This window comes from Acidobacteriota bacterium (assembly GCA_020349885.1).
Classification (GTDB): Bacteria; Acidobacteriota.
The window spans coordinates 2,143,782-2,165,245 of record CP070701.1 but is presented as its reverse complement, the minus strand read 5'-3'; the positions used below and the strand labels follow the sequence as shown (position 1 = coordinate 2,165,245).

Annotated in this window: 15 protein-coding genes; 3 read left to right on the top strand and 12 right to left on the bottom strand. The window is 61.2% G+C overall.

The window, feature by feature from the left end; all coding sequences use genetic code 11:
- Positions 1–57: 57 nt before the first annotated feature.
- From JSV08_09175 to JSV08_09135, 9 genes are all read right to left on the bottom strand, one after another.
- Positions 58–2,349 (bottom strand): tetratricopeptide repeat protein, encoded by a 2,292-nt coding sequence (locus JSV08_09175; protein UCF80661.1) that lies wholly within the window; start codon positions 2,347–2,349, stop codon positions 58–60.
- On the bottom strand, positions 2,346–4,607 hold the full coding sequence (locus JSV08_09170; protein ID UCF80660.1) for a sulfatase-like hydrolase/transferase: 2,262 nt from the start codon (positions 4,605–4,607) through the stop codon (positions 2,346–2,348). The genes JSV08_09175 and JSV08_09170 overlap by 4 nt, the downstream gene beginning before the upstream one ends.
- Positions 4,604–6,832: a sulfatase-like hydrolase/transferase gene (locus JSV08_09165; GenBank protein UCF80659.1), complete on the bottom strand. Its 2,229-nt coding sequence runs from the start codon at positions 6,830–6,832 to the stop codon at positions 4,604–4,606. Before JSV08_09165 ends, JSV08_09170 begins: the two co-directional genes overlap by 4 nt.
- Positions 6,829–7,407 (bottom strand): sigma-70 family RNA polymerase sigma factor, encoded by a 579-nt coding sequence (locus JSV08_09160; GenBank protein ID UCF80658.1) that lies wholly within the window; start codon positions 7,405–7,407, stop codon positions 6,829–6,831. The genes JSV08_09165 and JSV08_09160 overlap by 4 nt, the downstream gene beginning before the upstream one ends.
- 56 nt (positions 7,408–7,463) lie before the next feature.
- Complete coding sequence (locus JSV08_09155; GenBank protein UCF80657.1) at positions 7,464–11,927, bottom strand: hypothetical protein; 4,464 nt, start codon at positions 11,925–11,927, stop codon at positions 7,464–7,466.
- Positions 11,928–12,314: 387 nt separating this feature from the next.
- Entirely contained in the window at positions 12,315–13,292 is a 978-nt protein-coding gene (gene lpxD, locus JSV08_09150; GenBank protein UCF80656.1) for a UDP-3-O-(3-hydroxymyristoyl)glucosamine N-acyltransferase, read from the bottom strand.
- Between the two features lie 86 nt (positions 13,293–13,378).
- Positions 13,379–13,972 carry an OmpH family outer membrane protein gene (locus JSV08_09145; protein ID UCF80655.1) on the bottom strand — a complete coding sequence of 198 codons (594 nt, stop codon included), beginning with the start codon at positions 13,970–13,972 and terminating at the stop codon, positions 13,379–13,381.
- 232 nt (positions 13,973–14,204) lie between these two features.
- Positions 14,205–15,314: a radical SAM protein gene (locus JSV08_09140; GenBank protein UCF80654.1), complete on the bottom strand. Its 1,110-nt coding sequence runs from the start codon at positions 15,312–15,314 to the stop codon at positions 14,205–14,207.
- Entirely contained in the window at positions 15,305–15,607 is a 303-nt protein-coding gene (locus JSV08_09135; GenBank protein ID UCF80653.1) for a PqqD family protein, read from the bottom strand. The genes JSV08_09140 and JSV08_09135 overlap by 10 nt, the downstream gene beginning before the upstream one ends.
- Positions 15,608–15,852: 245 nt before the next feature.
- Here JSV08_09135 and JSV08_09130 point away from each other — a divergent pair, with 245 nt between their 5' ends.
- Positions 15,853–16,416, top strand: coding sequence for a zinc-ribbon domain-containing protein (locus tag JSV08_09130; protein UCF81876.1), 564 nt, complete (start codon positions 15,853–15,855; stop codon positions 16,414–16,416).
- Between the two features lie 41 nt (positions 16,417–16,457).
- A complete protein-coding gene (gene mnmA, locus JSV08_09125) occupies positions 16,458–17,558 on the top strand; it encodes a tRNA 2-thiouridine(34) synthase MnmA (protein UCF80652.1) in 1,101 nt (366 codons plus the stop codon).
- 97 nt (positions 17,559–17,655) lie between these two features.
- Here the strand turns inward: mnmA and JSV08_09120 are convergent, their stop codons facing one another.
- The 3 genes from JSV08_09120 to JSV08_09110 are packed head-to-tail and all read right to left on the bottom strand — an operon-like array spanning position 17,656 to position 20,267.
- Positions 17,656–18,669, bottom strand: a complete 1,014-nt coding sequence (locus tag JSV08_09120) for a hypothetical protein (GenBank protein ID UCF80651.1) — start codon at positions 18,667–18,669, stop codon at positions 17,656–17,658.
- A gap of 7 nt (positions 18,670–18,676) precedes the next feature.
- Positions 18,677–19,285: a class I SAM-dependent methyltransferase gene (locus JSV08_09115; protein UCF80650.1), complete on the bottom strand. Its 609-nt coding sequence runs from the start codon at positions 19,283–19,285 to the stop codon at positions 18,677–18,679.
- A complete protein-coding gene (locus tag JSV08_09110) occupies positions 19,275–20,267 on the bottom strand; it encodes a glycosyltransferase family 2 protein (protein ID UCF80649.1) in 993 nt (330 codons plus the stop codon). Before JSV08_09110 ends, JSV08_09115 begins: the two co-directional genes overlap by 11 nt.
- Before the next feature lie 430 nt (positions 20,268–20,697).
- Between JSV08_09110 and JSV08_09105 the strand changes: the two genes are divergently transcribed.
- Positions 20,698–21,423: a phosphoadenylyl-sulfate reductase gene (locus tag JSV08_09105; protein ID UCF80648.1), complete on the top strand. Its 726-nt coding sequence runs from the start codon at positions 20,698–20,700 to the stop codon at positions 21,421–21,423.
- Positions 21,424–21,464 lie beyond the last annotated feature (41 nt).

Genomic DNA, 21,464 nt, shown 5'->3' with positions numbered 1-21,464 from the left:
TTGTTGCAAGGGCCGCAATCCCCCCCTTTACCAAAGGGGGCACCGGAACGCTACGGCCTACGTGCCGGGAGCCGCCTCCCCCTGTCCGTACGCCTCGAGCATGATGAGGGCCGTGCGATTGGCGGGCTCCGTTTCGAGCACCCTGCCGCAGAGGGCGGTGCCTCGCTCGATGTCGCCTTTTTTAAAGGCCGACTCCGCGAGCGCAAGAAGCGAAAGGGTGTGCCGGGGATTTGTTTCGAGCGCCTGGAGGAGGAACTGCTCGCCCTCGTCGCCTTTTCCCATGTTAAGGTAAATGAGCGCAATGTTGTAGAACGCCTGCGCCGTGGGGCCGAATTCAACATGGACTTCCTTGATAAGGGCCAGCGCGCGCTCGTACTCCCCCATTTCTCTCAGGACGTTGGCCAGGTTCACCTTGGCGTCGCGTGAACGCGGGTCGAGCTCCAGGACCTTCTCGTACCTGGCCCGTGCGTCGTCGAGGCGCCCCAGCCCCTCGTGGTACAGCGCGCCGAGCGCGAAGTGGAGCAGCGTCGAGGTGGGGTACCGGTCAAGGCCGCTCCGGAGCTCGGCCTCCGCCTCTTCCTCTTCTCCCAACAGTTGATAGCAGAGCGCCCGGTTGCTGTAATCTTCCGGAAACAGCGCTCCCTGGATCACCTCCAAAACCGTGACGGAGTCCAGGGCCTTGCGCAGGGCGTCTTGCGTTGCGTCTTTGTTGCCCTGGCGGTCTTCCCAATCCGCCAGACTTCGATAGTAGAAGAAGGCTTCGGTGGGGTTGATGTCCGCCATTCTGCGGCGGATTGGCAGCGCTTTTTCCGTTTCACCCGAATGCTCGTAAATCTCGGCTATATGCTTGAGAAGAACGAGGTTGTCGGGGTCCTTCTCGGCCTCTTTCTCAAAAACCTGGATGCTTTCTTCGATCTTGCCCTCGTTGAGGAGCGCCATGGCCCGCTGCAGGATAATCCCTTCCGTGAAATGGCTTTGCGATTTGCTGTCCGTCAACGTCTCCGCCATGGCCAGCGCGTCCGGCTCCTCCCACGTCATCCGCCCCCCCGTCAGATACCCCAGACTCTGCAGCTTCTCCAGCGCCTCCTTCGACAAATCGGCTTTTCGCGAGGCGGCCTTGGGGTACCGCCGCCTCTCTTCTATGAGCATTTTCCGCATCGCCTTGGCTTTTTCCGGTTCGTCACTGCTGAGGTCGCGCTCCTCTTTCGGGTCCTCGGCCAAATTGTAAAGCTCCTCCTTGGGCGCCAGGATGTATTTCCATCCTTCTTTGATCAGGCCCTCGATGGGGGCCCACCGATGGTTGTAATAGGGCATGTAGGTTTCCGTATAGATACCTTCCTCCCAATAGGAACTCTTCAGAGCGTCGCCTTCCTGCTCCCACAGAGGGCGCAGGCTCTGCCCCTGGAACTCACTAGGGGCTTCGATGCCCAGAAGGTCAAGCACGGTCGGCGCCGTGTCAATCAGGGAGGCGGCTTGCTCGACCCGCTTCCCGCGGGGGACGTTTTTACCGTGCAGGATGAGCGGCGCCCGGACCGTCGGCTGGTAGAGGAAAAGCCCATGCTCGGCTTCCCCGTGCTCTCCCAGCGCTTCACCGTGGTCCGAGGCGAACACCACCAGCGTATTCTCCAACAGGTCCTGCTCCCTCATCATTCCCAAAAGCCGCGACAACATCCGGTCCGTATAGGCGACTTCACCGTCGTACGCGTTCTCGTACCTTTCCAGGAATCCCTCGGGCGGTTCATAGGGTGCGTGGGGGTCATAGTAGTGCACCCACAAAAACCATGGAGACTCCCTTTCCTGGAGCCATGCCTGTGCCCGCTGGCTCACTTCAAGGGCGGTGCGCGACGCTTGGCGGGGCGCCAATATGCCCCGCTCATCGGGCGGCAGGTTTTCCATCTCCTCGTACGACGAAAACCCTTGCCCCAGCCCGTACATCGAGTGGACCACGAACGCGCCGATCACGGCCCCCGTTTCGTACCCCTCGCTCTCGAGCACCTCGGCGAGCGTCGTGTGCGACTCGCCCAGCACGTGCACGCCGTTCATCCGCACCCCGTGCGAAAAAGGGCGCTCCGACGTGAACAGGCTCGCATGGGACGGTAGCGTTACGGGCGCCGGGACGTACAGGCCGGGAAAGTACACTCCCTCTTCCGCCAGGCGGTCGATGGCGGGCGTCTCGATGGGGTAGCCGGCGCATCCGAGGCGGTCGGCCCGGAGGGTGTCGACCGTGATGAATAGCACGTTGGGGCGCGGCCCCCGGGCGCATCCCACCGCCAAGGACAGGCCGGCCAGAAGGAGCCACCAGAACATCCGTCCCCCGTAGCCCCGTGGAGGGTGGATGCTGTGCTTCATAGGGTTTCTCGGACTCCTGCGTAGTGTTCAAGCACCTTCCGCGCCTCGATGTTGCCGGGCTCCGCCGCAAGCACCTTGCGGCAGAGCTCGATGCCCAGTTTTGTGTCGCCCCGGCGAAACGACAGTTCCGCCAAAGCGACCCGGGCTTTGGCGTAATTGGGATTCACGGTGAGGGCTTTTAAGAGGAGTTCTTCCACTTTATCTTCCCGCTTCATCGAAAAGTTCAGACGGGCGAGATCGGTCAGGGTTTCCGCCGTGGGACCGAACGTCTCGTGCACCTCTTCCAACAGCGCCGCGGCCCGCTTCAGGTTGCGCATTCGGGTTTCGCTATTCGACGCCGAGGCCGCTTTTCGGGTCAAGACCTTGCTCAGATGCACTTTCGCTCTCCGGTGGTTCGGATCCCGCGCCAGCGCGGCTTCGTACATTTCCTGGGCCTGGTCCCACCGACGGGCGTTCTGGGAAAAAGCTCCGAGGGCGTAGTAGAGAAGCGGCGCGTCTGGATACCGGGCGAGGCCGGCGCGAATCTCGGCTTCCGCCTTTTCATCCTGGCCGAGCTTTTTGTAGCAAAGGGCGCGGTTGTAATAGTTTTCCGCAAAGAGCGTTCCGAGGCGCACCTCCAGCACGTCGTACGAGTCAAGCATCTTTTCCCATGCTTGCCGTGCGGCTTCCAGGTTGCCGTTTTCGGTTTCCCACTCCGCAAGCCTTCGGTAGTATTCCGGTGCATGCAGGGGATCGATGTCCGCCAATCTCCGCCGCATGTCCAACTCTTCCCAAGGCCTGCGGAGGTCACGGTAAAATACGGCGAGCCGCTTTAGAACCTGAACGTTGGTGGGGTCGAGCGGAAGCGCTTGCTCCAAAAGTTCGAGGCTCCGCTCCATGTGTCCGCGAAGCATCTCGTCCCTTGCCTGTTTGGCGAGCCTCAGCACGTCGATGCGCTCCTTGATGTCGGGAAGCCCATCCACCATCGCCAGTGCATCCGGCTCCTCCCACGTCATCCGTCCCCCCGTCAAATACCCCAAGCTCTGCAGCTTCTCCAGCGCCTCCTCCGTCAGCTCCGCCTTCTCCGGCTCCGCCTTCGGGTACCGTTTCCGCTCCTCCAGCAACGCCCTCCGCAACCCTTCCGCCCTCTCCCTTTCTTCCTCGACGAGATCCCGCTCCTCCTTGGGGTCTTCGACCACGTGGTAAAGCTCCGGCCGGGGCGCCAGGATGTACTTCCATCCTCCCTGCATCAGCGCCTCCATCGGAGCCCATTGGTGGTTGTAGTACGGTTCGTACGTTTCTAGGTAAATCATTTCCGGAGAAAAGGCGCCGCTTCTTTCCCACAGGAGGCGCAGGCTCTGCCCCTGGAACTCCCGCGGCGCCTCGATGCCCAGAAGATCAAGCACCATCGGCGCCACGCCGAGGTGCGAGGCCGCGTGCTCGATGCGCATGCCCTGAGGAACATTTTTTCCGCGCACGATCACCGGTGCCCGCACCGTCGGTTCGTACAGAAAAAGCCCGTGTTCCGGCTCGTCGTGCTCCCCGAGTCCCTCCCCGTGGTCCGAGGCGAACACCACGAGCGTTGAATCAAGCTCGCCGCGGTTTTTTAAAACATCGAGCAGCTTTCCCATCTCGCTGTCGGCGTAGGCGATTTCCCCGTCGTAGGCATGCTTGTAGCGGGCGGCGTAGGGCTCGGGCGGGGTGTAGGGCGAGTGCGGGTCGTAGTAGTGCACCCACAGGAACCAGGGAGATTTTCTTTCTTTGAGCCATGCCTCCGCCATGTGCGTCACGTCCTCCCCCAGGCGGTCGCTTATCCGGGTCTCGAAAGGGTCGCGCTCGGAAGGAGGCGGATTCTCCACGTTTGCGTACGTGGAGAACCCCTGGCTGAGCCCGAACATTGAATGCACCACGTAGGCTCCAGTGACGGCCCCGGTCTCATAGCCTTCTTTCTGTAAGATCTCCGCGAGCGTCGTGTGCGATTCGCCCAGCACATGCACGCCGTTCATCCGCACCCCGTGCGAAAAGGGGCGCATAGAGGTGAACAGGCTCGTGTGGGAGGGGAGCGTAAGGGGTGCAAGGGCGTAAAGGTTGGGGAAGTAGACGCCTTCTTCCGCCAGGCGGTCAATGGTGGGGGTCTCGATGGGGTAGCCGGCGCATCCGAGGCGGTCGGCCCGGAGCGTATCGACGGTGATGAACAGCACGTTGGGGCGCGACCGCTGCGCGCATCCCGGCGCCAGGGCGAGGGCGAAGGCAAGAATAAGTAAGGGGATGTTCTTCATGAGGAATTCCCCGCCTTCCCGGTATGGTGCTCAAGCACCATGCGGGCTTCCCGGTTTTTGGGGTCCGAGGCGAGCACCTCCCGGCAAAGTTTCGTGCCGCGCTCGGCGTCACCACGGCGAAACGCGAGGTCTGCCAGCCCGGCCCGGGCCAAGGCTTGCGTCGGTTCCAGCGCAAGCGATTTGAGATACAATGGCTCGGCCTCTGCGTATCGCCCCAGGGAAGAATACGCATGCGCCAAATTGTTTAATGTCTGCACCGTAGGCTCCGTCGTCCCATGGATCTCTTCCAAGATTGCTGCGGCACCTTGAAAATCTTTCTTCTTAAGTAGCACCGTGCTCAGATTCACCTTCGCGTCCATATAGTGAGGACTATACCTCAAGGCGGTTTCGTACATCGCCTGGGCTTCGTCCCAATTGCCGGCGTTCTGGGAAAAAGCTCCGAGGGCGTAGTAGAGAAGCGGCGAGTCGGGATACCGGGCGAGGCCGGCGCGCAGGTCGGCTTCCGCCTTTTCTGCCTGGCCGAGCTTTTCGTAGCAAAGGGCACGGTCGTAGTAGTTTTCCGCATAGAGCGTTCCGATGCGCGCCTCCAGCACAGTGTACGAGTCGACCGCCTTTTCCCATGCCTGCCGCGCCGCGTCTGAATTGCCGTTCACCGATTCCCACTCCGCAAGCCTGCGGTAGTATTCCGGTGCATGCAGGGGCTCGATGTCCGCCAGCCTGCGCCGCAAGTCGAGCGCTTCCCGGGGTCTGTGGGAGTCTTGGTAATATGCGGCGAGCCGGGCAAGAACGTTGAGGTTGGTCGGATCCAAAGAGAACGCCCGTTCTAACAAATCAGCGCACAGTTGAATGCGCCCCTCCGAGAGGGCTTTCCTGCTTTGTTCGATGATTTGCAGCACTTCCATGCGCTCCTTGATGTCCGGAAATTCCTCTGCCATGGCCAGCGCGTCCGGCTCCTCCCACGTCATCCGCCCCCCCGCCAAATACCCCAAGCTCTGCAGCTTCTCCAGCGCCTCCTCCGTCAGCTCCGCCTTCTCCGGCTCCGCCTTCGGGTACCGTTTCCGCTCCTCCAGCAACGCTCTCCGCAACCCTTCCGCCCTCTCCCTTTCTTCCTCGACGAGATCCCGCTCCTCCTTGGGGTCTTCGACCACGTGGTAAAGCTCCGGCCGGGGCGCCAGGATGTACTTCCATCCTCCCTGCACCAGCGCCTCCATTGGCGCCCACCGATAATCGTAATACGGCACGCACGTTTCCGTGTAAATGCTTTCCGGCCCCGACGCTCCTTGTTCCCATCGGAGGCGCAGGCTCTGCCCCTGAAAGCCGACGGGCAGAGGAATTCCCAGAAGATCCAAAACCGTAGGCGCGACGTTCATGTGGGCGGCGGCCTCATGAATCGGCCTTTCCATCGCCTCAATTCCCTCGCCCCACAAGATGAACGGCACGCGCACCGTCGGTTCGTAGAGTAAAAGGCCGTGCGTTTCCTCTCCGTGCTCCCCCAGTGCCTCGCCGTGGTCTGAGATGAATACAACGAGCGTCGAGTCGAGCATGCCGCGCCGTCGAAGCGTTGTGAGCAATTTTCCGATCTCGCTGTCCGTGTAGGCGATTTCCCCGTCGTAGGGATGTTCGTAGCGCGTCCTGTACGGCTCGGGCGGCTCGTAGGGTGTGTGTGGATCGAAGTAGTGCACCCACAGAAACCATGGAGATTTTCTTTCCTTTAACCACTGTTCCGCCAAGCGGGTAATCTCGCCCGCGGGGCGCTGTGCCAGGTGTTCATGGTGCGGAAGGCTTTCCACTTCCTCGTAGGACATAAACCCTTGCGCGAGTCCATACATGGAGTGCAGCACGAAGGACGCCGTAACGGCGCCGGTTTCATAACCTTCTGCACTCAGGACTTCCGCAAGCGTCGTGTGCGAATCGTCCAAGGCATGCAATCCATTCGTGCGGACTCCGTTCGAAAAGGGGCGCTTCGACGTGAACAAGCTTGCGTGGGAGGGAAGCGTCGTGGGAACGGAGGCGTAGAGGCTCGAAAAATAAATCCCCTCCTCCGCTAGGCGGTCAATGGTGGGGGTCTCGATGGGGTAGCCGGCGCATCCGAGGCGGTCGGCCCGGAGCGTGTCGACGGTGATGAACAAGACGTTCGGGGCCGTCGTTCGGCCGCACCCGCTCAGGCATGGCATGATCGCGAGGCCGATCGCCGCAGCCGCAGCGATTCCACGGGGAAACATCATGTCTTCGGCAGGGCCCGCTCCATCGCCTTGCGCAGCTTTCGGCGCGCCTCGGCGAGATGGCGCCGGACGGTGGCTTCGTCGCACTCCAGGATCGAGGCGGCATCCGAAGTGGCGTAGTGCTCCAGCTCCTTCAGCACAAAGGCGCCGCGCTGCTTGGGAGGAAGCTCTTGCAGCGCATCGAGGAGAGAAAGCAGCAGGCGTTTGTGGTCGAGGCGCTCCTCCGGTGTTTCGGACGGCTCGTACTGGAGGACGCCGGGGTTGGCTTCGAAAAGCTCGTCGAGCGATTCCGTCCGGTCACCGCGGCCGCGCTTTCTCAGCCAATCGTAGGAGCAATTCACGGCAATTCGAGCAAGCCATACCCCGAAGTTGCGTGCGGCATCGAAGGTGCGGAGCGACCGGAATACGCGCAGAAACACTTCCTGCACCACGTCTTTCGCGTCGTTGGGATCGGCCGTCATTTTGAGCGCAATCGAAAACACTTTAGCTTCGAAGCGGCGCACGAGTTCTTCGAACGCCTCTCGATCGCCCCGCTGCGCCCGCCGAACGGAAAATTCCAGATTCTGGTCTTCGACCATGAAAGACCCTCATACAGTATAGCAGAAATTAAGACGGGGAAGAGGGCGGGGGAGGATTAGTGAAGGCCCTCGTTGCCTTTCACGTCTTCGATCACGACCTTGAAGGTGAGAGAGACGCATGTGGGATGCTCAAAGTCGCAACCATCACCAACTGGGCAGCAGAACGCCTGTGGGAGCGTGGTGGAGTAAAGCCAGTTGGTGTGGAAGTAACGGTCGGGCTGAAAATCGGGGGCGGCCGTTTCACCGTAAACGTGATATTGAGCCGTGTCCGTCAGGTTGCCCTCGATGTCTAACAGGGGTGCCGGTGCAGTCCAAGATACGTAGTACCAGCCGAAGAAGGGCTCGACCATAACCCCGCTTACTCCCTGGGGATGCGGCCGGCTCACGCTCGACTCGCCCACGGGAGAGTTGGCATCGTAGGCCGTGACGTAGTAAAACCCGTCGTATGCCGCGCCCGCCGTGGTGTCCGCCGTGATGTCTTCATAGGTATAGACGCCCGGCCCTGTATAGAGTATGTTATCAACGATGCGATCGGGAGAAGCGGAGCTTCGGTCGGGCACAAAGTCGGGGTTGCCGTCCTCGCGGCGGTAGATGGCAAAACGGTCGAGCGCGATGGGGGAATCGCCGTAGATATCGGTGGTGGGCGCCGTCCATTTGAGCAGCGGCTTGCCGCCTGGGTTGCTCAGCTCGACCTTGAGATCCGTAATCATCGCAGGCGGCGCGTAGCCCTTCGTGTGCGTGGGGGTGGCGCACAATTCCACGGAATAGTCGCTTGTTTTGCTCGAGGTGTTCGTCGCGGTCATGGCGAAACAGTAGCTCTTGCCGTCCGTGAGGTTGCCGACGACGTATTCTGTGATCGTGATATCCCACAAGGTTATCGAATTCGCGTAGGGGGCTCCCGAGTCCGTGTCGTAGTGGATGGTGTAGTTCTGGAAGTCGCACTCCGTGTTCGCATTCCAGAGCACCTTGAGGCGCATCCCCGTCTCCAGGTCCTGCACCGCCGTCATATCGGGGGGGGCTGGCGGATTGGGATTGAGGGGCGTCGCCATGACGGAGCCGGGAGAGGGCGGCGTCGAAGGTCCCTGGAAGCCGTCTGCGTTGACGGGCGTGACGTAGTAATAATAGTCATTTGCGTTGCCCGCGCACCCCGGCGTTCCGTCGGTATAGACAACGAGACCCAGTACCGCCGGCACGGGGGTTGCGGTGATTCTGGTGAAGGAGTTTTCGTTCCCTGTCTCGCTGCGCCACACGTAATAGCCCGTGACCGTAAGGTCGGGGTTCGGATTCGTTTCGTCGGGGCTCGGATCCCACTCCAGGGTTACGCTGCCGTGGCCTACGGATTGGACGCGAAGGTCGGGCGACGGCGCGGGAACAGGGAGGACGAGGTCCGTAACAGGGTCGCCGAGAAGGATGAATTTCATCATCTCAGTTGCCTCAAAAGGCAACAAAAACACCATGCGGTGATTCATCGTAAGCGTGCCCAGGTTGCGGTCTTTATCGCGTCCGAAGATGCTTTGGAAGATCGTTGTCACGGGGCCGTATATATCGTCGGTGAAGCCGATTGCCGACGGGGAATAAGCGGCGACGGCGCCGTCTACCAGCGGAGGCACGATATCGCGGAGAAACTTTTCCGTCAAGCATTCCTGGGAGTCCGGGTCTTTGCTGTAGTTTGCGGGCCCCTGAATGCCGCCCGTGTAGCAGTTGGCGTTAATGACCCAGGGAGCCATGCCGCCGTTCGTGAGCGCGTCCAGGTCGTCGACGTACAAGATGTTTTCACCCGACCACAGCCGCCAGGCTCCGTGGCCGATGTAGCTTACTAGGAGGGCGCCCCCGTTGATGGCGCTCTGGATGTCCGTGGTTATGCCGCTGGTGGTGCAGGCGGGACATGAGTCTTTGTCCGAATTGCAGCCAAAGTAAGGGTCCTTGTCGAAATAGATTTGCTGGACGGTTGCGGCCGGCTCGTTATCCGCTATGAATAATGCCGAATCGTCGTGCGCCCGTTCAAATATGCATTCCGGGGGATCTCCGCCGCCACCCGTGCACGTAACGGGGGTGCACGAGGGGTCGTTAATGTTATCGGATACCATCACGGCATTTCCCTGCCAGGCGCCTGAAAGAGGTGCTGTCTCGTAGCCGTCCACGGGGTTAAGAAGGCGGTCAATGTAAACGGCCAAATCCGAGGCGTCTCGCACCGAGAACCGCCCCACGTGAAGGTCGGGGTAGACGTCATCGGGGTCGGGCTTCTCGGGATCGCCCGGGTCGGGAGGGTCCACCATGGCGTACCATACGTCGCCGGCGTAGGAGCCCGCCCAATCACTGCTGTCGAACATCGGGGTGGGCGCATGCTCGTAAATGGTGGGCATGTCGAGGTTGTTCTTGTAGTCAAAAGTGGCCTCGCCGACGAGCAGGATGTAGGCGGGGCTCGGAGGCGTCCAGTTGTGGTAGGCGTAAAAGACGAAATCCCGGACGGCGTAAGGGGTGAAAATGCCGAAGGAAAACTCGTCGTAGATGTCCTCCACCCGCACTTTCATGGTGCGCATGAGCTCGTCCGTCAGGCCGTCCCCGTCGTCGTCAATCCCGTTGGTACAATCGATGTCGGCACATTGCAACGCGCGGTGGGCAATGAGGTCGTCCAGGTTGACGTCGTTGTAGAACTCGTCGGGCGTAATGGCGATCCAGTCCGCACCGTTCAGAATGTTTTTCAGATCGGACGGGGTGTTTTTCACGATGGAATCGGGCGTGCGATAAACGGACGCCGCGAAATAGGAATACGAAGTGGCCGCCGGGATGGTGTCCTCGAACGTCGCCGTCCACGGGCCGAGGCCGGAGATGTCGGCGTTGACGATGCGGATGGGAGCGGTTTTGTCGGAAATGTCGTATATGGTCACGTCGGAGCTCGCGAACTCCGAGATCGCGAAGCGGTGATCGCCTGTCCCGTAGTCGAACGCCAGCTCGTCCTGGTAGGCCTCGAAGTCGCGCGAATACGTCAAATCGAATTCGTGGAAATGCATAAAGCCCGTGGTGGGGGTGGGGTCCATGACCTCCATCTCAAGCGTGGAGCTTTCGGGAAGAACCTGGGACGTGCTCGCCGTAAAGGTGTGGAAATTTCTCCCGGTCCACGCCTCGTCGGCGATTTGCGTGCCGTTTAGGCGCACGATCACTCGATAGTCGGCGGGTAGCGTCGCGCCTTGAATTTTGAAGTCAAACGTAGCGGTCCCGCCCGCAGCCGAGGGAATGGTTATGGGGAACGTGTAAAGCGGCCCCGGAGCCGCGTACCTCGTAATCTCCCAGTACCAGCGGGGAGGGTGCAACACGGCCGGGTCGTAGGGGGGGCCGTTGACGAAATAGATGTCTTCTTCATAGTGGGGCGTGCTTTGAAAATAGGCGGGCGCCGTATAGCCGTTTACGGGGGAGCCGTCCCGCGTCGCGACGCGCGCGCCCAGCGTGGCGGAGTCAAGCTGCAGCCAGTAGACGTTTTTGTCCGTGTAGTCGCCCTCGTCCCAGAGATCGGTAAGATTCTCGTCGAAGTGCCCCTCGGCGTAGAGCTCGAGGTATTCGCCGCTCTCGAACAAGCCCACGGTGCCGGCGTCGTACACGTATATCGGAATTTCCTGCCCCTTGTTGTAGAGGCGGAAGTAGCGTGGGTCCACGGCGGGCCACGGAAGCTCCGGGGCGTTGGCCGTCAGGTAGGCATGGTCGAGGCGGTAGACGCCGTTTTGCGTGACGGTCAATTTGTAGGAATCGCCTTCCGTTTCCGGTTCCCCGGACGTAGGGAGCGGCCCGCTGGGGAGTCCCGGTCCGCCGGGGAAGCCGAACGGCTCGCTGGGGAGAGCAGTCGGCTCGCGCCGGGCGCGCCCGGCTTTATAGCGGCGCGCCTGCTCGGGGTTCAGGAAATGCCTCGGCGCTTCCCGAAAGAAGGGGTCCGGCTCCTCGGCGGGCTCCGTCTCGGCGCCTTCTACGTAAAGATGCACGACCAGCCTGTCGTAGTACCGAACTCGCCCTTCGCGCAGATGCATCAGGACGGGCGCCACCTCGAGCGAAACGAAGTGGATGCCGCGAAAAACGCCACCCCGGCGAATGAGTACCGGCGATTCGGGATAAAATGCGTCGCTTTGGTAAACGGCGGGGTCTTCTTCGTAGACGGACTCTAGGGTGTCTTGCTCCGTGTGGCGGAGCGACGGGACCGGCCGCGGGCGGCGGTTTCGGAACTCGCGGTAGTGGAGGGAAACGATTTCATAGCGGTAGGTGCTCCCTTCGGGGACGGCAATTCGCCATACCCGATAGGGAAGGGCGGGGTGCCCCGGTATCTCAAGCAACTGAAAACCCTCCACGCGCAGGTCTCCCTCCCATAGGCCGTCTCTGCGTGACCCGGCCTCGCCCCAATCGGGCTGCGGCGGGGTGATCTTAAATTCGTAAAACCCCTCCTCGCTGGAAAGAAGCTGAAGACAGGAAGGCCCCCCCGCCCCCTCTTGAGCACAAAGCGCTCCCCCTCCCCACGCGGAGAGCGCCGAAATTAACACAAACCACGCACCGCCTCGCATAAGACCACCCCCCCCCTCGCCCTTGCGGCGCCGCTTGTTACGCTACGTGTCTAACGGCCAGCTTGGCTTAAAACTGCCTTAAGTTACGTGATTTTGAAATGTTGCCTGTAATGTGTGCCCGTGAAATCAACTGCCCGTGCCCTGGATAGAGCAAAGAGGGTCCAACGGCGCTGCGTTGCACGTAGCCGCTGCAGTCTGTATCGCTTCTTCGTAAACAATTACAGGTTTCTCATAGGGCAATTTCGCCATAAATTCTTCTCCTTGTCAGATCTTTGTATTGTTCTTAAGGTGCAACCCTTCGTTGCGCTTTTTACCATATCATCCTTTTGAGGCATTGTCAAGAGGAAAATAGCAATTTTTTCCTTTTTATTTTCGCCCCCTGGAGGGCGTTTTTCGGGCCAAACGGCGCACGGCGGCCTGCGCCTGCAGCCACTCGGCAAGCGGCCGGGCGGGATGGCCGCCCACTTGGGCCCCCGCGGACACGCCTTTCGTAACGCCCGCCCCCGCGGCGATTTGCGCCCCGTCGCCGATGCTTATGTGGCCGACAAAACCGGCCTGGCCCCCTGCCACCACGCCTTTGCCGAAGCGTGCGCTTCCGCCCACCCCGACCTGAGCCACAATGATGCACTGCTCGCCGAGGACGACATTGTGGCCAATTTGCACCAAATTGTCGATTTTGGTGCCTCGTCCGATGACCGTTTCCCCCAGCGTCGCGCGGTCTATCGTGACGCATGCGCCGATTTCGACGTCGTCCTCGACGCGCACCCGCCCCACTTGCGGGATTTTGACATGTTGGCGCCCGTCGTGGACGTAGCCGAAGCCGTCGCTTCCAAGCACGGAGCCGGCGTGAATGCGCACGCGGCGCCCGATCCGCGTCCGGGGGTAGAGGACGACGTTAGGAAACAACGTCGTATCCTCGCCGACCTCGACGTCATCGCCCACCACCACGCCCGCGTGGACGGTGGCCCTTTTTCCGATGCGGCAGCGCTCACCGATTACGGCGCCGGGATGGATGCTCACGGGCTTGCCGACCCGGGCGGAGGGGGCCACCCGTGCCCCCTTGCTTATGCCGATCCAGTGAGGCGACGGCTCGGGATGAAAAAGCGCCACGGCCCGAGCCAGCGCCAGATAGGGGTTCCGGGCCAAAAGAAGCGTTTTCCCAGGGGCTTTCACGTCGGAGGCCGCGAGGACGGCACCAGCCCGCGTGGCCTCGAAGGCGCTCCGGTAGTGCGGGTTGGTGTAGAAGCTCAGGTCGTGCGCTTTGGCCGCTTCGAGGGTGGCTATGCCGGTGAGGCGGGTTTTTTTGGCGGGGCCCTTTATGCGGGCGCCGAGGCGTTTCGCCAAAGCGGCCGGGGTAAAGCCGCCCCTGGGACTTGCCCCGACCCGCTGCGCCGGACGCGAAGCGCGGCGAGTTGTCTCGGGGTTGGCCATCAACTGCCCTCGGGTTTTGCGCTTTCCGCCGGGGGCTGGGCCGATTCTTGCTCGATGATGCGCGCCTCCAGGCGCTTGAGGACCTCGCCCGTGATGTCAAGCGCCTGGTGCATATATATGATGCCGCTCTGGGGGCGGTCAAAGATTATATCGAGCTTCTGCTCCTTAGTAATCTCTTCCAGGATGGGCTGGATGTCTTTCTCGATTTCCTGGAACTGCTTGTTTTGAAGCTCGGTGAACTCGCGCTCGGCTTCCATGGCCTGGCGGCGGTATTCGGTGAGCTTCTTTTCGTAATCCTGTTTGAGTTCTTCGACGCGCTCCGCACTCAACCCCCGCTGCGGACTCGTGCGGATGCGCTCTTCGAGCGTAAGTATGTCCACTTCGGCGACGCGCAACTCCTTCTTCTTCGCGGCCTCTTCGTTTTCGAGGCGCTCAAGGAGCGCCTTGCCGGGGGTGCTTTCTTGCAGAATGCGAAAAAGGTCAACCACCGCAATCCGGGGGCTCTCGGGAGGGGTTGCTTCCTGGGCGGCGGGGGTGCCGGGCACACCCGCCGCAATCACAATGGCGAGGACTGCGTGTAACCGGTACATCATGATGGTTGTCTCCTAAATTCGTTTGTCACGGTTGGATGAGCTATTAATTTAGCCGCCGCGCTCTCGCAAGTCAAATGCGCCTTCTTGTTGCTTTTTTGCGCCGCGGCAAGATCGGCTTCCGGGTTCTCGGGAGCGCCAAAAAAACCGCTCCTTGCGTGGAACGGCTTCTCGGGAACGTCTCGCCTGAGCGTTCAGGAAGCTTCCGCTTCCCCGTAGCGGGCGCAAGGTCAGCCTACGAAGGGGCGGCGGCCCCGGCGGTAGCGGTTCCGTCCCGCGTGGAAGCTTCGCGCTCGGCCAGGTCCGCAAGGTAACGCTCGCGCCGTAGCGCAATCTCTTTTCTTTCGCTTTCGAGTATCTCCATGGGGTTGCCCGTGACGCGGTTATTCATGCCGGCGCACGGGTGGGCGAACTTGAGGTCCTCTTTGGAGAAAGCGTCCTTAATTTTCACCGTCACCTCACGCACTTCCTTCAAGGTGGCGTTCTCCCCGTACCAGATGTCGAAAATATCCTGCTGCAGGATATTGCCCAGGGGGCGCCGCCACATGATGCAGGGAAAGACGTTCCCGTAGGGGTCTATCGCAAAACCTTTAATTGCTGCGCTGCACACGCCTTCGTCTTCTTTGAGCTCGCGGGCCTGGATCTTGTCCTCGTCGCACAGGTCATCGAATTCCTTGGAGTGCCAGCGTCGACGAAACTCGTCATCCACGTTTTTCTCGAGTGGGGTCGTGTCGCCGTTGTCACGCGCGGTGACTTTCAGGTCATAGATGACTTTGGTGCCGTAGCGGTCGGCAATGGCCTTGATGCCACACAGCTCGTTTTGGTTCGCCTTGGTTACGTTGCATGAGAACTCCACGCCGAACGGCGCGTCCTGGAGGTGCTCGAAGGCCTTGAGCAGCTTATCGAAGGAACCGGGAACGCCCGTTTCTTTTTCGTGTGTCTTGGCGTTGTCGCCGCGAATGCTTATGTATATTTTTTCTATCGGAAAGTGCTTCAGGCGCTCGGCCGCCGCGCGGTCGATGAGGGTGCCGTTTGTCAGGATGTCGATGATGAACTGACGCCGCTGCGCTTCCTCAAGAATCTTGAAAAAATCGGGATGCGCCATGCACTCTCCTCCCGTGAACGTTACCTTGGAAACGCCCAGGCGCTCAAGCTGGTCCAGGATGTAGATGACATTCTCCGTCGTCATCTCCCCGACGGACTCGTGGGTCGGGTTGTAACAATATGTGCATCGGAGATTGCAGAGGTACGTAATCTCAAACTGGGCCGCAAACGGGGCCCCTTTCTTCATCAACAGCTGCTGGTAGTATTCATAGTTCTGGATGGGAGTTCGGTTCAGGGGCATTCCACCAACTCCTTGTCTTGCAAGGTTTTCAAAAACTCCAGCGCATCGCGCTCGGCGACCTCGTGCTCCACATCGTATTTTTTGCAAATCTCCTCCACGATTTCCGAGACCGTGCGCTCGCCGTCCACCAGTTCCCACACGGCGGTTCCCAGTTTGTTGAGAATGCGCACCTGTCCCTTTCCGGGCAGGAACACCACGGCCTCGCCGTCCATCACGCGCGAGGCCGTCAGCGGCCCTTTCTTGGGAACCGACTCAGGGGTCATCTGACCGGCCGATCGCACTTTCTCGCTCATGGCAGAATTTTCCCACAAAATGAACCCAAAATGCTATCTCCAGGTTGGAAAATTGGACTTTACCATAGAACGTCGGCAATTGCAAGGTATAGCAGAGGCTGATAAAGGAAAAAAGCCCGGATAAATTTACACAATTTTCCTTACGCTACCCGCCAAACGACGCCGCTTGCAATACGCTTCCGGCGCGCGTATTCTATGCACCTAAGGGAAACCACCTCGTTCAGGCAGGAAGGAAACGCGAAACCATGGTTATTCAGTGCCCGTCGTGCCAGTCGAAGTACAAGTACCCCGAGGAGCGCTTCGAGGGGGCTTCCAAGAAGAAGGTCAAGTGCAAGAACTGCGGCGGCACGTTCGAGATTGAGAATCCCGCGGGAAGCGCCGATGGGAAATCGACGGGAGAGGTCAGCTCGCAGACCAAGCGGATTGACGCGGGCCGCCGCACCGTTTCCGCCGAGGACGCTGCGCTCCATGGCATCCCGCTTCTTCCCGACGACCGCAAGCTGTCGCTTTCGGTTCTGGACGGTCCGATGTCGGGCACGGTGTTTCCGATCAAGAAGCCCATCATCACCCTCGGGCGCGCCAACGCCGACCTGACCCTCGAGGACCCAGAGTCCTCGCGCCTCCACGCCCAGATTGAGATTCACGGATACAAGTACATCATCAAAGACCTTAACTCGACGAACGGCACCTTCGTCGGAGATAAGCGCGTGAAAGAAGGGCCGCTCGAAAACCTTACGGAGTTCCGCGTCGGCTCGACGTCCTTGATGTTCATCGAGACGCGCATCACCGACGAGCCGGAGCCGGAGTAGGCGGCGGGCCGCCCGGCCCTCTTCCCTTACGTCCCCACACGATGCCGATTCCTAGTGATTCGAGAACGGTCGTCGCCGCCCTTTCGGGAGGCGTGGACTCGTCCGTCGCGGCGCTTCTTCTGAAGCGCGACGGCCGTGCCGTCATCGGGCTCTCGATGCAGCTCTGGGATTACGGCGACGCCGCCGGGCGGGAGTTCGGCTCCTGCTGCTCGCTCGCGGACTTTAAGGACGCCCGCCGCGTAGCGTCCTCCCTGGATATTCCCTACTACGTCGTCAACATGGAAGAGGAATTCCGCCGCGACGTGGTGGGACGCTTCGTCGGCGATTACCTCAACGGGCGCACGCCCAACCCCTGTGTGGAATGCAACCGCAGCATCAAGTTCGACGCGCTGCTCCGCAAGGCGCTCGCGCTCGGGGCCTCGACGATAGCCACGGGCCACTACGCGCGCCTCGCGTTCGACCGCGAGGAGCGCGAGTGGCGCCTCCTGCGCGGCTGCGACACCGACAAGGACCAGTCCTATTTCCTCTACCCGCTCAGGCAAGAGCAAATGAAAAAAACCGTGTTTCCCGTAGGGGAACTCAGCAAGGAGGAGGTGCGCGCCTGCGCGCGCGAGGCCGACCTTCCCGTGGCCCAAAAGCCCGAGAGCCAGGACATCTGCTTCGCCGGAAGCGACTACGTGGGCTTTCTGGAAAGGGAAATCTCCTCAGACGGCGACGGCCCGCACGGCGTCGTCCGCGACGAGGAGGGGCACGTGCTCGGCCAACACCGCGGCGTATGGCGCTACACCGTGGGGCAGCGCCGGGGGCTGGGACTTTCCCACCCGGAGCCCCTGTACGTGCTCTCCGTTGACGCCGAAAGAAACGAGGTGACGGTCGGTCATGAGGAGCGCCTTTACAGGCGGGCCTTCCGCGCCGCGAACGTGAACTGGCTCCGCCGCTTCGCCGCCGAAAAGCCCCTCGAGGCCGACGTGGCCATCCGCTACAATCATCCGGGCGCCCGGGCGCTCGTGACGCCCCGGGACGGCTCGGCGTTCGTCGAGTTCAAGACGCCCCAGCGCGCGCCCGCCCCCGGCCAGTCCGCCGTGTTCTACGTGGGCGACGAGGTCGTGGGAGGCGGCGTCATCGAGAAGGGTGCGGCCTAGCCCATGCCCGGCGGGGCGGGCGTCAAAGAAACGCTGCGCCCGTAGCGAAGGCCGGCCCGCTCGCCTTTCACCATTTCCTCCTCCGCCGAAGGCAAGACTATGAAATCCACTCAAAAAGAATTCCCGAAACCTTCCATTGCTCGTCATTTTTCCTTAGGGTGTAGAGAAAACCGCTAGCGTTCATCATGTCAAAATAGATCTCGACTCTGGCAAGTGCTCGCTCACGATCCTGCGTAATGAACACATTAAAGTAAAGCTTGGGAGCGCCCCTCTGCGGATGCTCCGCATCGATTGGTTCGAATTGCCATGCTCTATCAGAGCGCTTCCATATGCGGTCGTTGGCTTCTTCGTAAAAAACCTCGCTCTCCTCGGACCGGGGAATTCCACAACGGAACATAGAAAGTATCACCTCGTCGCGCTCGTTAGCATTGGCGATTTGAGGCACATTCCACTCCCCGTTCTCTATCCACTCTAGGGAGCGGGCAGCCGTGCTTGACAATATTCCTCTCTTTTCTTTGGTTGCAAGCTCTGAGAGTGCTTCTTTCGCAGCCTCGGATCTCAGCACTCCCAGCGATAGGGCTGCAGCATCGATCTCCCACCAGTTGTCTACGTCAACTTCACTTTGGATTGTATTAATCAAAAAGCGCTCATCCGCTTTTGTTCCTGTCGAGGACATGGCGAAGCAGAGCAAGCCCAGCAGATCGCCTGATTCCTGGAAAACACTCTGAAGAATGTGCCGAGCTTGCTCTCCGCCGATTGTTGCAATCATGCGAGCAGCCCATCCTTGCCTTTCCTTCACCTCATCATCGAGAAGGGCTTTCTGCAAAACCGGCAGAGCAAGTTCTCCTAAATCAAATGCTGCTTTCTCGGCTGGAACAATATCGCAACGAGAGCGAGAGTCGAGACGAGGATCTCTAAAGCCCCCTTCCTTTGGCCACAGGCAGGCTTCAAGGCTTTTGAGACGTGCCTTCCGTAACTCTTCACCCAGGACAGACTGATTAATCTCGACTGAGTTGGGCGGAACGTGACCTGACGCCAGCGGTTCCTGAACCGGCTTTTCGCTACAGCCGACAATGGAGATAAGAAACAGTATATTTAGCGATCTCTTCATGAACCGCTCACCCTCCACGCGGCGCCGCGAGCACCATGGTCCACGGCGTCGGCGTTCGCACCTCCAGGACGCGGAAATAGCGCTCGACGAAGCGGAGGAATCCACGCGTCGAGAAGTGCTGCACGTGGCCGGGCGTATTGCCCAGGGACCCCCAGTAGGCGCCGCGCGCCATGTTGAGCACCCGCCAGAGCGGCTCCCTGGGGACGCTCAGAATGACCGCTTTGGGTCGAAGGCGCGCCGTCTCCTCGAGGGCTTCCTCCGGCGCGTCCAGGTGCTCCAGAATTTCGCACAGGACGATGACGTCGAACGCGCCCTCCCGGAAGGGAAGCGAGAACGCCGAGCCTCCGGCGAGAAGCGACTCTTCCCCGAGCAGGCGCCGCCCCAGCCGGAGCGCATCCACGTCCACGTCGCAGCCGACGACCCATTCCGCCGCCCCCGCGATGCGCTCGAGGATGGCCCCACGGTTGCAGCCTATCTCGAGGACGCGGCGGCCGCCCGTTTTTTCCACGTACTCCTCGATCGTGCGGTAATGCCCGCGGAGCATCCACCGCGCCAAGGGATTGCGGGTGAGGTGCTTGTCGTAGTAGCCGGGCGGAAACCCGCGGTCACGAGGCACTGGAGTCCGCTTGCCCGGCGACTTCATGCCGGGATGGTGCGTGCGCGTAGAGGCGCTGCCGCTCGCGGTATAGGGTTTCTTCCAGGAGCATGCGCTGCGCCGCCATCAGGTCGGCGAGGAGGCCCCCGACGCTGAGCACGATGCCGAGCACCACGAGGACGCCCGCGAGCGCAAGCGACGGCAGGTGGCCCACGGCGCCGGTGAGCGTGTAGTAGTAAAGGTAGCGGCCCACGAGGGCCAGGGCCGCGGCGAACGAGAGCGCGCCCAGGCTCAGAAAAACGCGCAGCGGATAATATAGGGTCGTGACCCGCAGGATGATGAGGACCGACTGCAGGACGTAGTGGGCGATGCTCCGTGCCAGGCGCGAGGGGCGCACCTCGGGGTTGGGCTCGACCATGATGTGCGCCACGGCCAGGCCCAGGCGGCCCGCCTGGATGAGCGTCTCGAGTGTGTAGGAATAGTGGGAGAAAACGTTCATCCGAAGCATGGCCTCCCGGCCGTAGGCCCGGAAGCCGCTCGTGACGTCCGGAAGCCGAAGCCCCGTGGCGCGGTTCACCACCCACGCGCCCACGCGCTGGAGCAGCCGCTTGAGGGGCGAGAAGTGAGGCACTTTCCTGATGTCGCGGCAGCCGACCACCACCTGCGCCTCCCCGCGCACGATGGGGGCCACGAGGCGCTCGATGTCGCGCCCGGAGTAAGGGCGGTCGGCGTCGGTGTTGACCAGGACGTCGGCCCCGAGGCCCAGGGCGTTGTGGACACCCGCCAGGAAGGCGTGGGCGAGTCCCATGTGCTGCGGCAGGAGCACCACGTGGTGCGCCCCGCTCTCGCGGGCCGCCCGGGCCGTGCCGTCGGAGCTTCCGTCGTCGATGACCTGGGTCTCGACGACGTCGACGCCCGGAAGCGCGCGCGGCACGTCCGCGAGAGCCGCCGCGATGTGCTCCTCCTCGTTATAGCAGGGAATCTGGACGATGAGCTTCTTCATGAGAGTCTTCCGTCAGGAAGCCGTAGTATGGCGAAATTACCCGCCCCCTGTCAACGAGACGGGCAGGGCAAGCCCCCCAAGGTCGTTAGGGCGGGCAAGCCCGTAGGACTTTTTCCTGAAATTCAGGAAATTTTTCCTGTTGACACGGCAAGAAAATCAGTATAAGCTGTTCTGTTATGGCAACCGAGAACGCCCGAACGCGCTTCTCAACGATAATGTGCTGCGCCGGCCCGTGCGGCTGTAGCGGCGCCGCGGTGTGCCTGCCGTCAGGGGCACAAGAGCGGCGCTAATTCCGAAAACGACAAAGGAGCCGTAACGCCCCAAGACAACCTTTAGCGTATAGACAATTAGCAAAGCTTTTGACCCACTGACTGCAGCGCACCAGCGTTGGAGCGGTGGGTTTTTCAGCTTAAACGGAGGTAAAAAAACGATGACGCAACTTGCAACGTTTCTAAAGGCGCAAACGAACGGGCAAAAAGACCCGGCAATACTGCACCGGACGTTCGAGGCCGAGCAGACGCTCGCGATTCTGCGGTGGGCCGTCGAGCGCTACTTTCCCAAAATCACCCTGGCGTGCAGCTTCGGGGCCGAGGACGTGGTGCTCTTCGACATGATTTCCCGCGTCAACAAGAAGGTGCGCGTCTTTTACCTGGACACGCAGCTTCACTTCAAGGAAACCCTCGAGACGCGCGACCGCCTCGTCGAGCGCTACGGCATAACGCCCGTGGCGATGAAGCCGAAGCTCACCGCGGAGCAGCAGGTCGAGGAACACGGCGAAGCGCTCTGGGAGCGCAACCCCACCCTGTGCTGCAACCTGCGCAAGGTGGAGCCCCTCACGCGGGCGCTCGCGGAGCAGGACGCGTGGATTACGGGCATCCGCCGCCAGCAGGCGCCCACGCGCGCCAACACCGCCCTCGTCGAGAACGACGAGAAATTCGGCCTCATCAAGATCAATCCCCTGGCCCACTGGCGTGACGATGACGTCTGGAACTACATCCGTGAGCACGACGTTCCCTACAACCCGCTCCACGACCGGGATTACCCGAGCATCGGGTGCAACACCTCGGTCTGCACGAGGCCCGTGAAGCCGGGCGAGGACCCCCGCTCGGGCCGATGGGCGGGCTTCGCCAAGACGGAGTGCGGACTGCATAAATAAAACATGACCGAGTAATTACGAAAAAGAATAGGAAGGAGAAA

Coding starts and splice junctions, on each gene's coding strand:
- JSV08_09175 (UCF80661.1), bottom strand. CDS start 2,349: ATGAAGCACAGCATCCACCCTCCACGGGGCTACGGGGGACGGATGTTC.
- JSV08_09170 (UCF80660.1), bottom strand. CDS start 4,607: ATGAAGAACATCCCCTTACTTATTCTTGCCTTCGCCCTCGCCCTGGCG.
- JSV08_09165 (UCF80659.1), bottom strand. CDS start 6,832: ATGATGTTTCCCCGTGGAATCGCTGCGGCTGCGGCGATCGGCCTCGCG.
- JSV08_09160 (UCF80658.1), bottom strand. CDS start 7,407: ATGGTCGAAGACCAGAATCTGGAATTTTCCGTTCGGCGGGCGCAGCGG.
- JSV08_09145 (UCF80655.1), bottom strand. CDS start 13,972: ATGATGTACCGGTTACACGCAGTCCTCGCCATTGTGATTGCGGCGGGT.
- JSV08_09140 (UCF80654.1), bottom strand. CDS start 15,314: ATGCCCCTGAACCGAACTCCCATCCAGAACTATGAATACTACCAGCAG.
- JSV08_09135 (UCF80653.1), bottom strand. CDS start 15,607: ATGAGCGAGAAAGTGCGATCGGCCGGTCAGATGACCCCTGAGTCGGTT.
- JSV08_09130 (UCF81876.1), top strand. CDS start 15,853: ATGGTTATTCAGTGCCCGTCGTGCCAGTCGAAGTACAAGTACCCCGAG.
- mnmA (UCF80652.1), top strand. CDS start 16,458: ATGCCGATTCCTAGTGATTCGAGAACGGTCGTCGCCGCCCTTTCGGGA.
- JSV08_09120 (UCF80651.1), bottom strand. CDS start 18,669: ATGAAGAGATCGCTAAATATACTGTTTCTTATCTCCATTGTCGGCTGT.
- JSV08_09110 (UCF80649.1), bottom strand. CDS start 20,267: ATGAAGAAGCTCATCGTCCAGATTCCCTGCTATAACGAGGAGGAGCAC.
- JSV08_09105 (UCF80648.1), top strand. CDS start 20,698: ATGACGCAACTTGCAACGTTTCTAAAGGCGCAAACGAACGGGCAAAAA.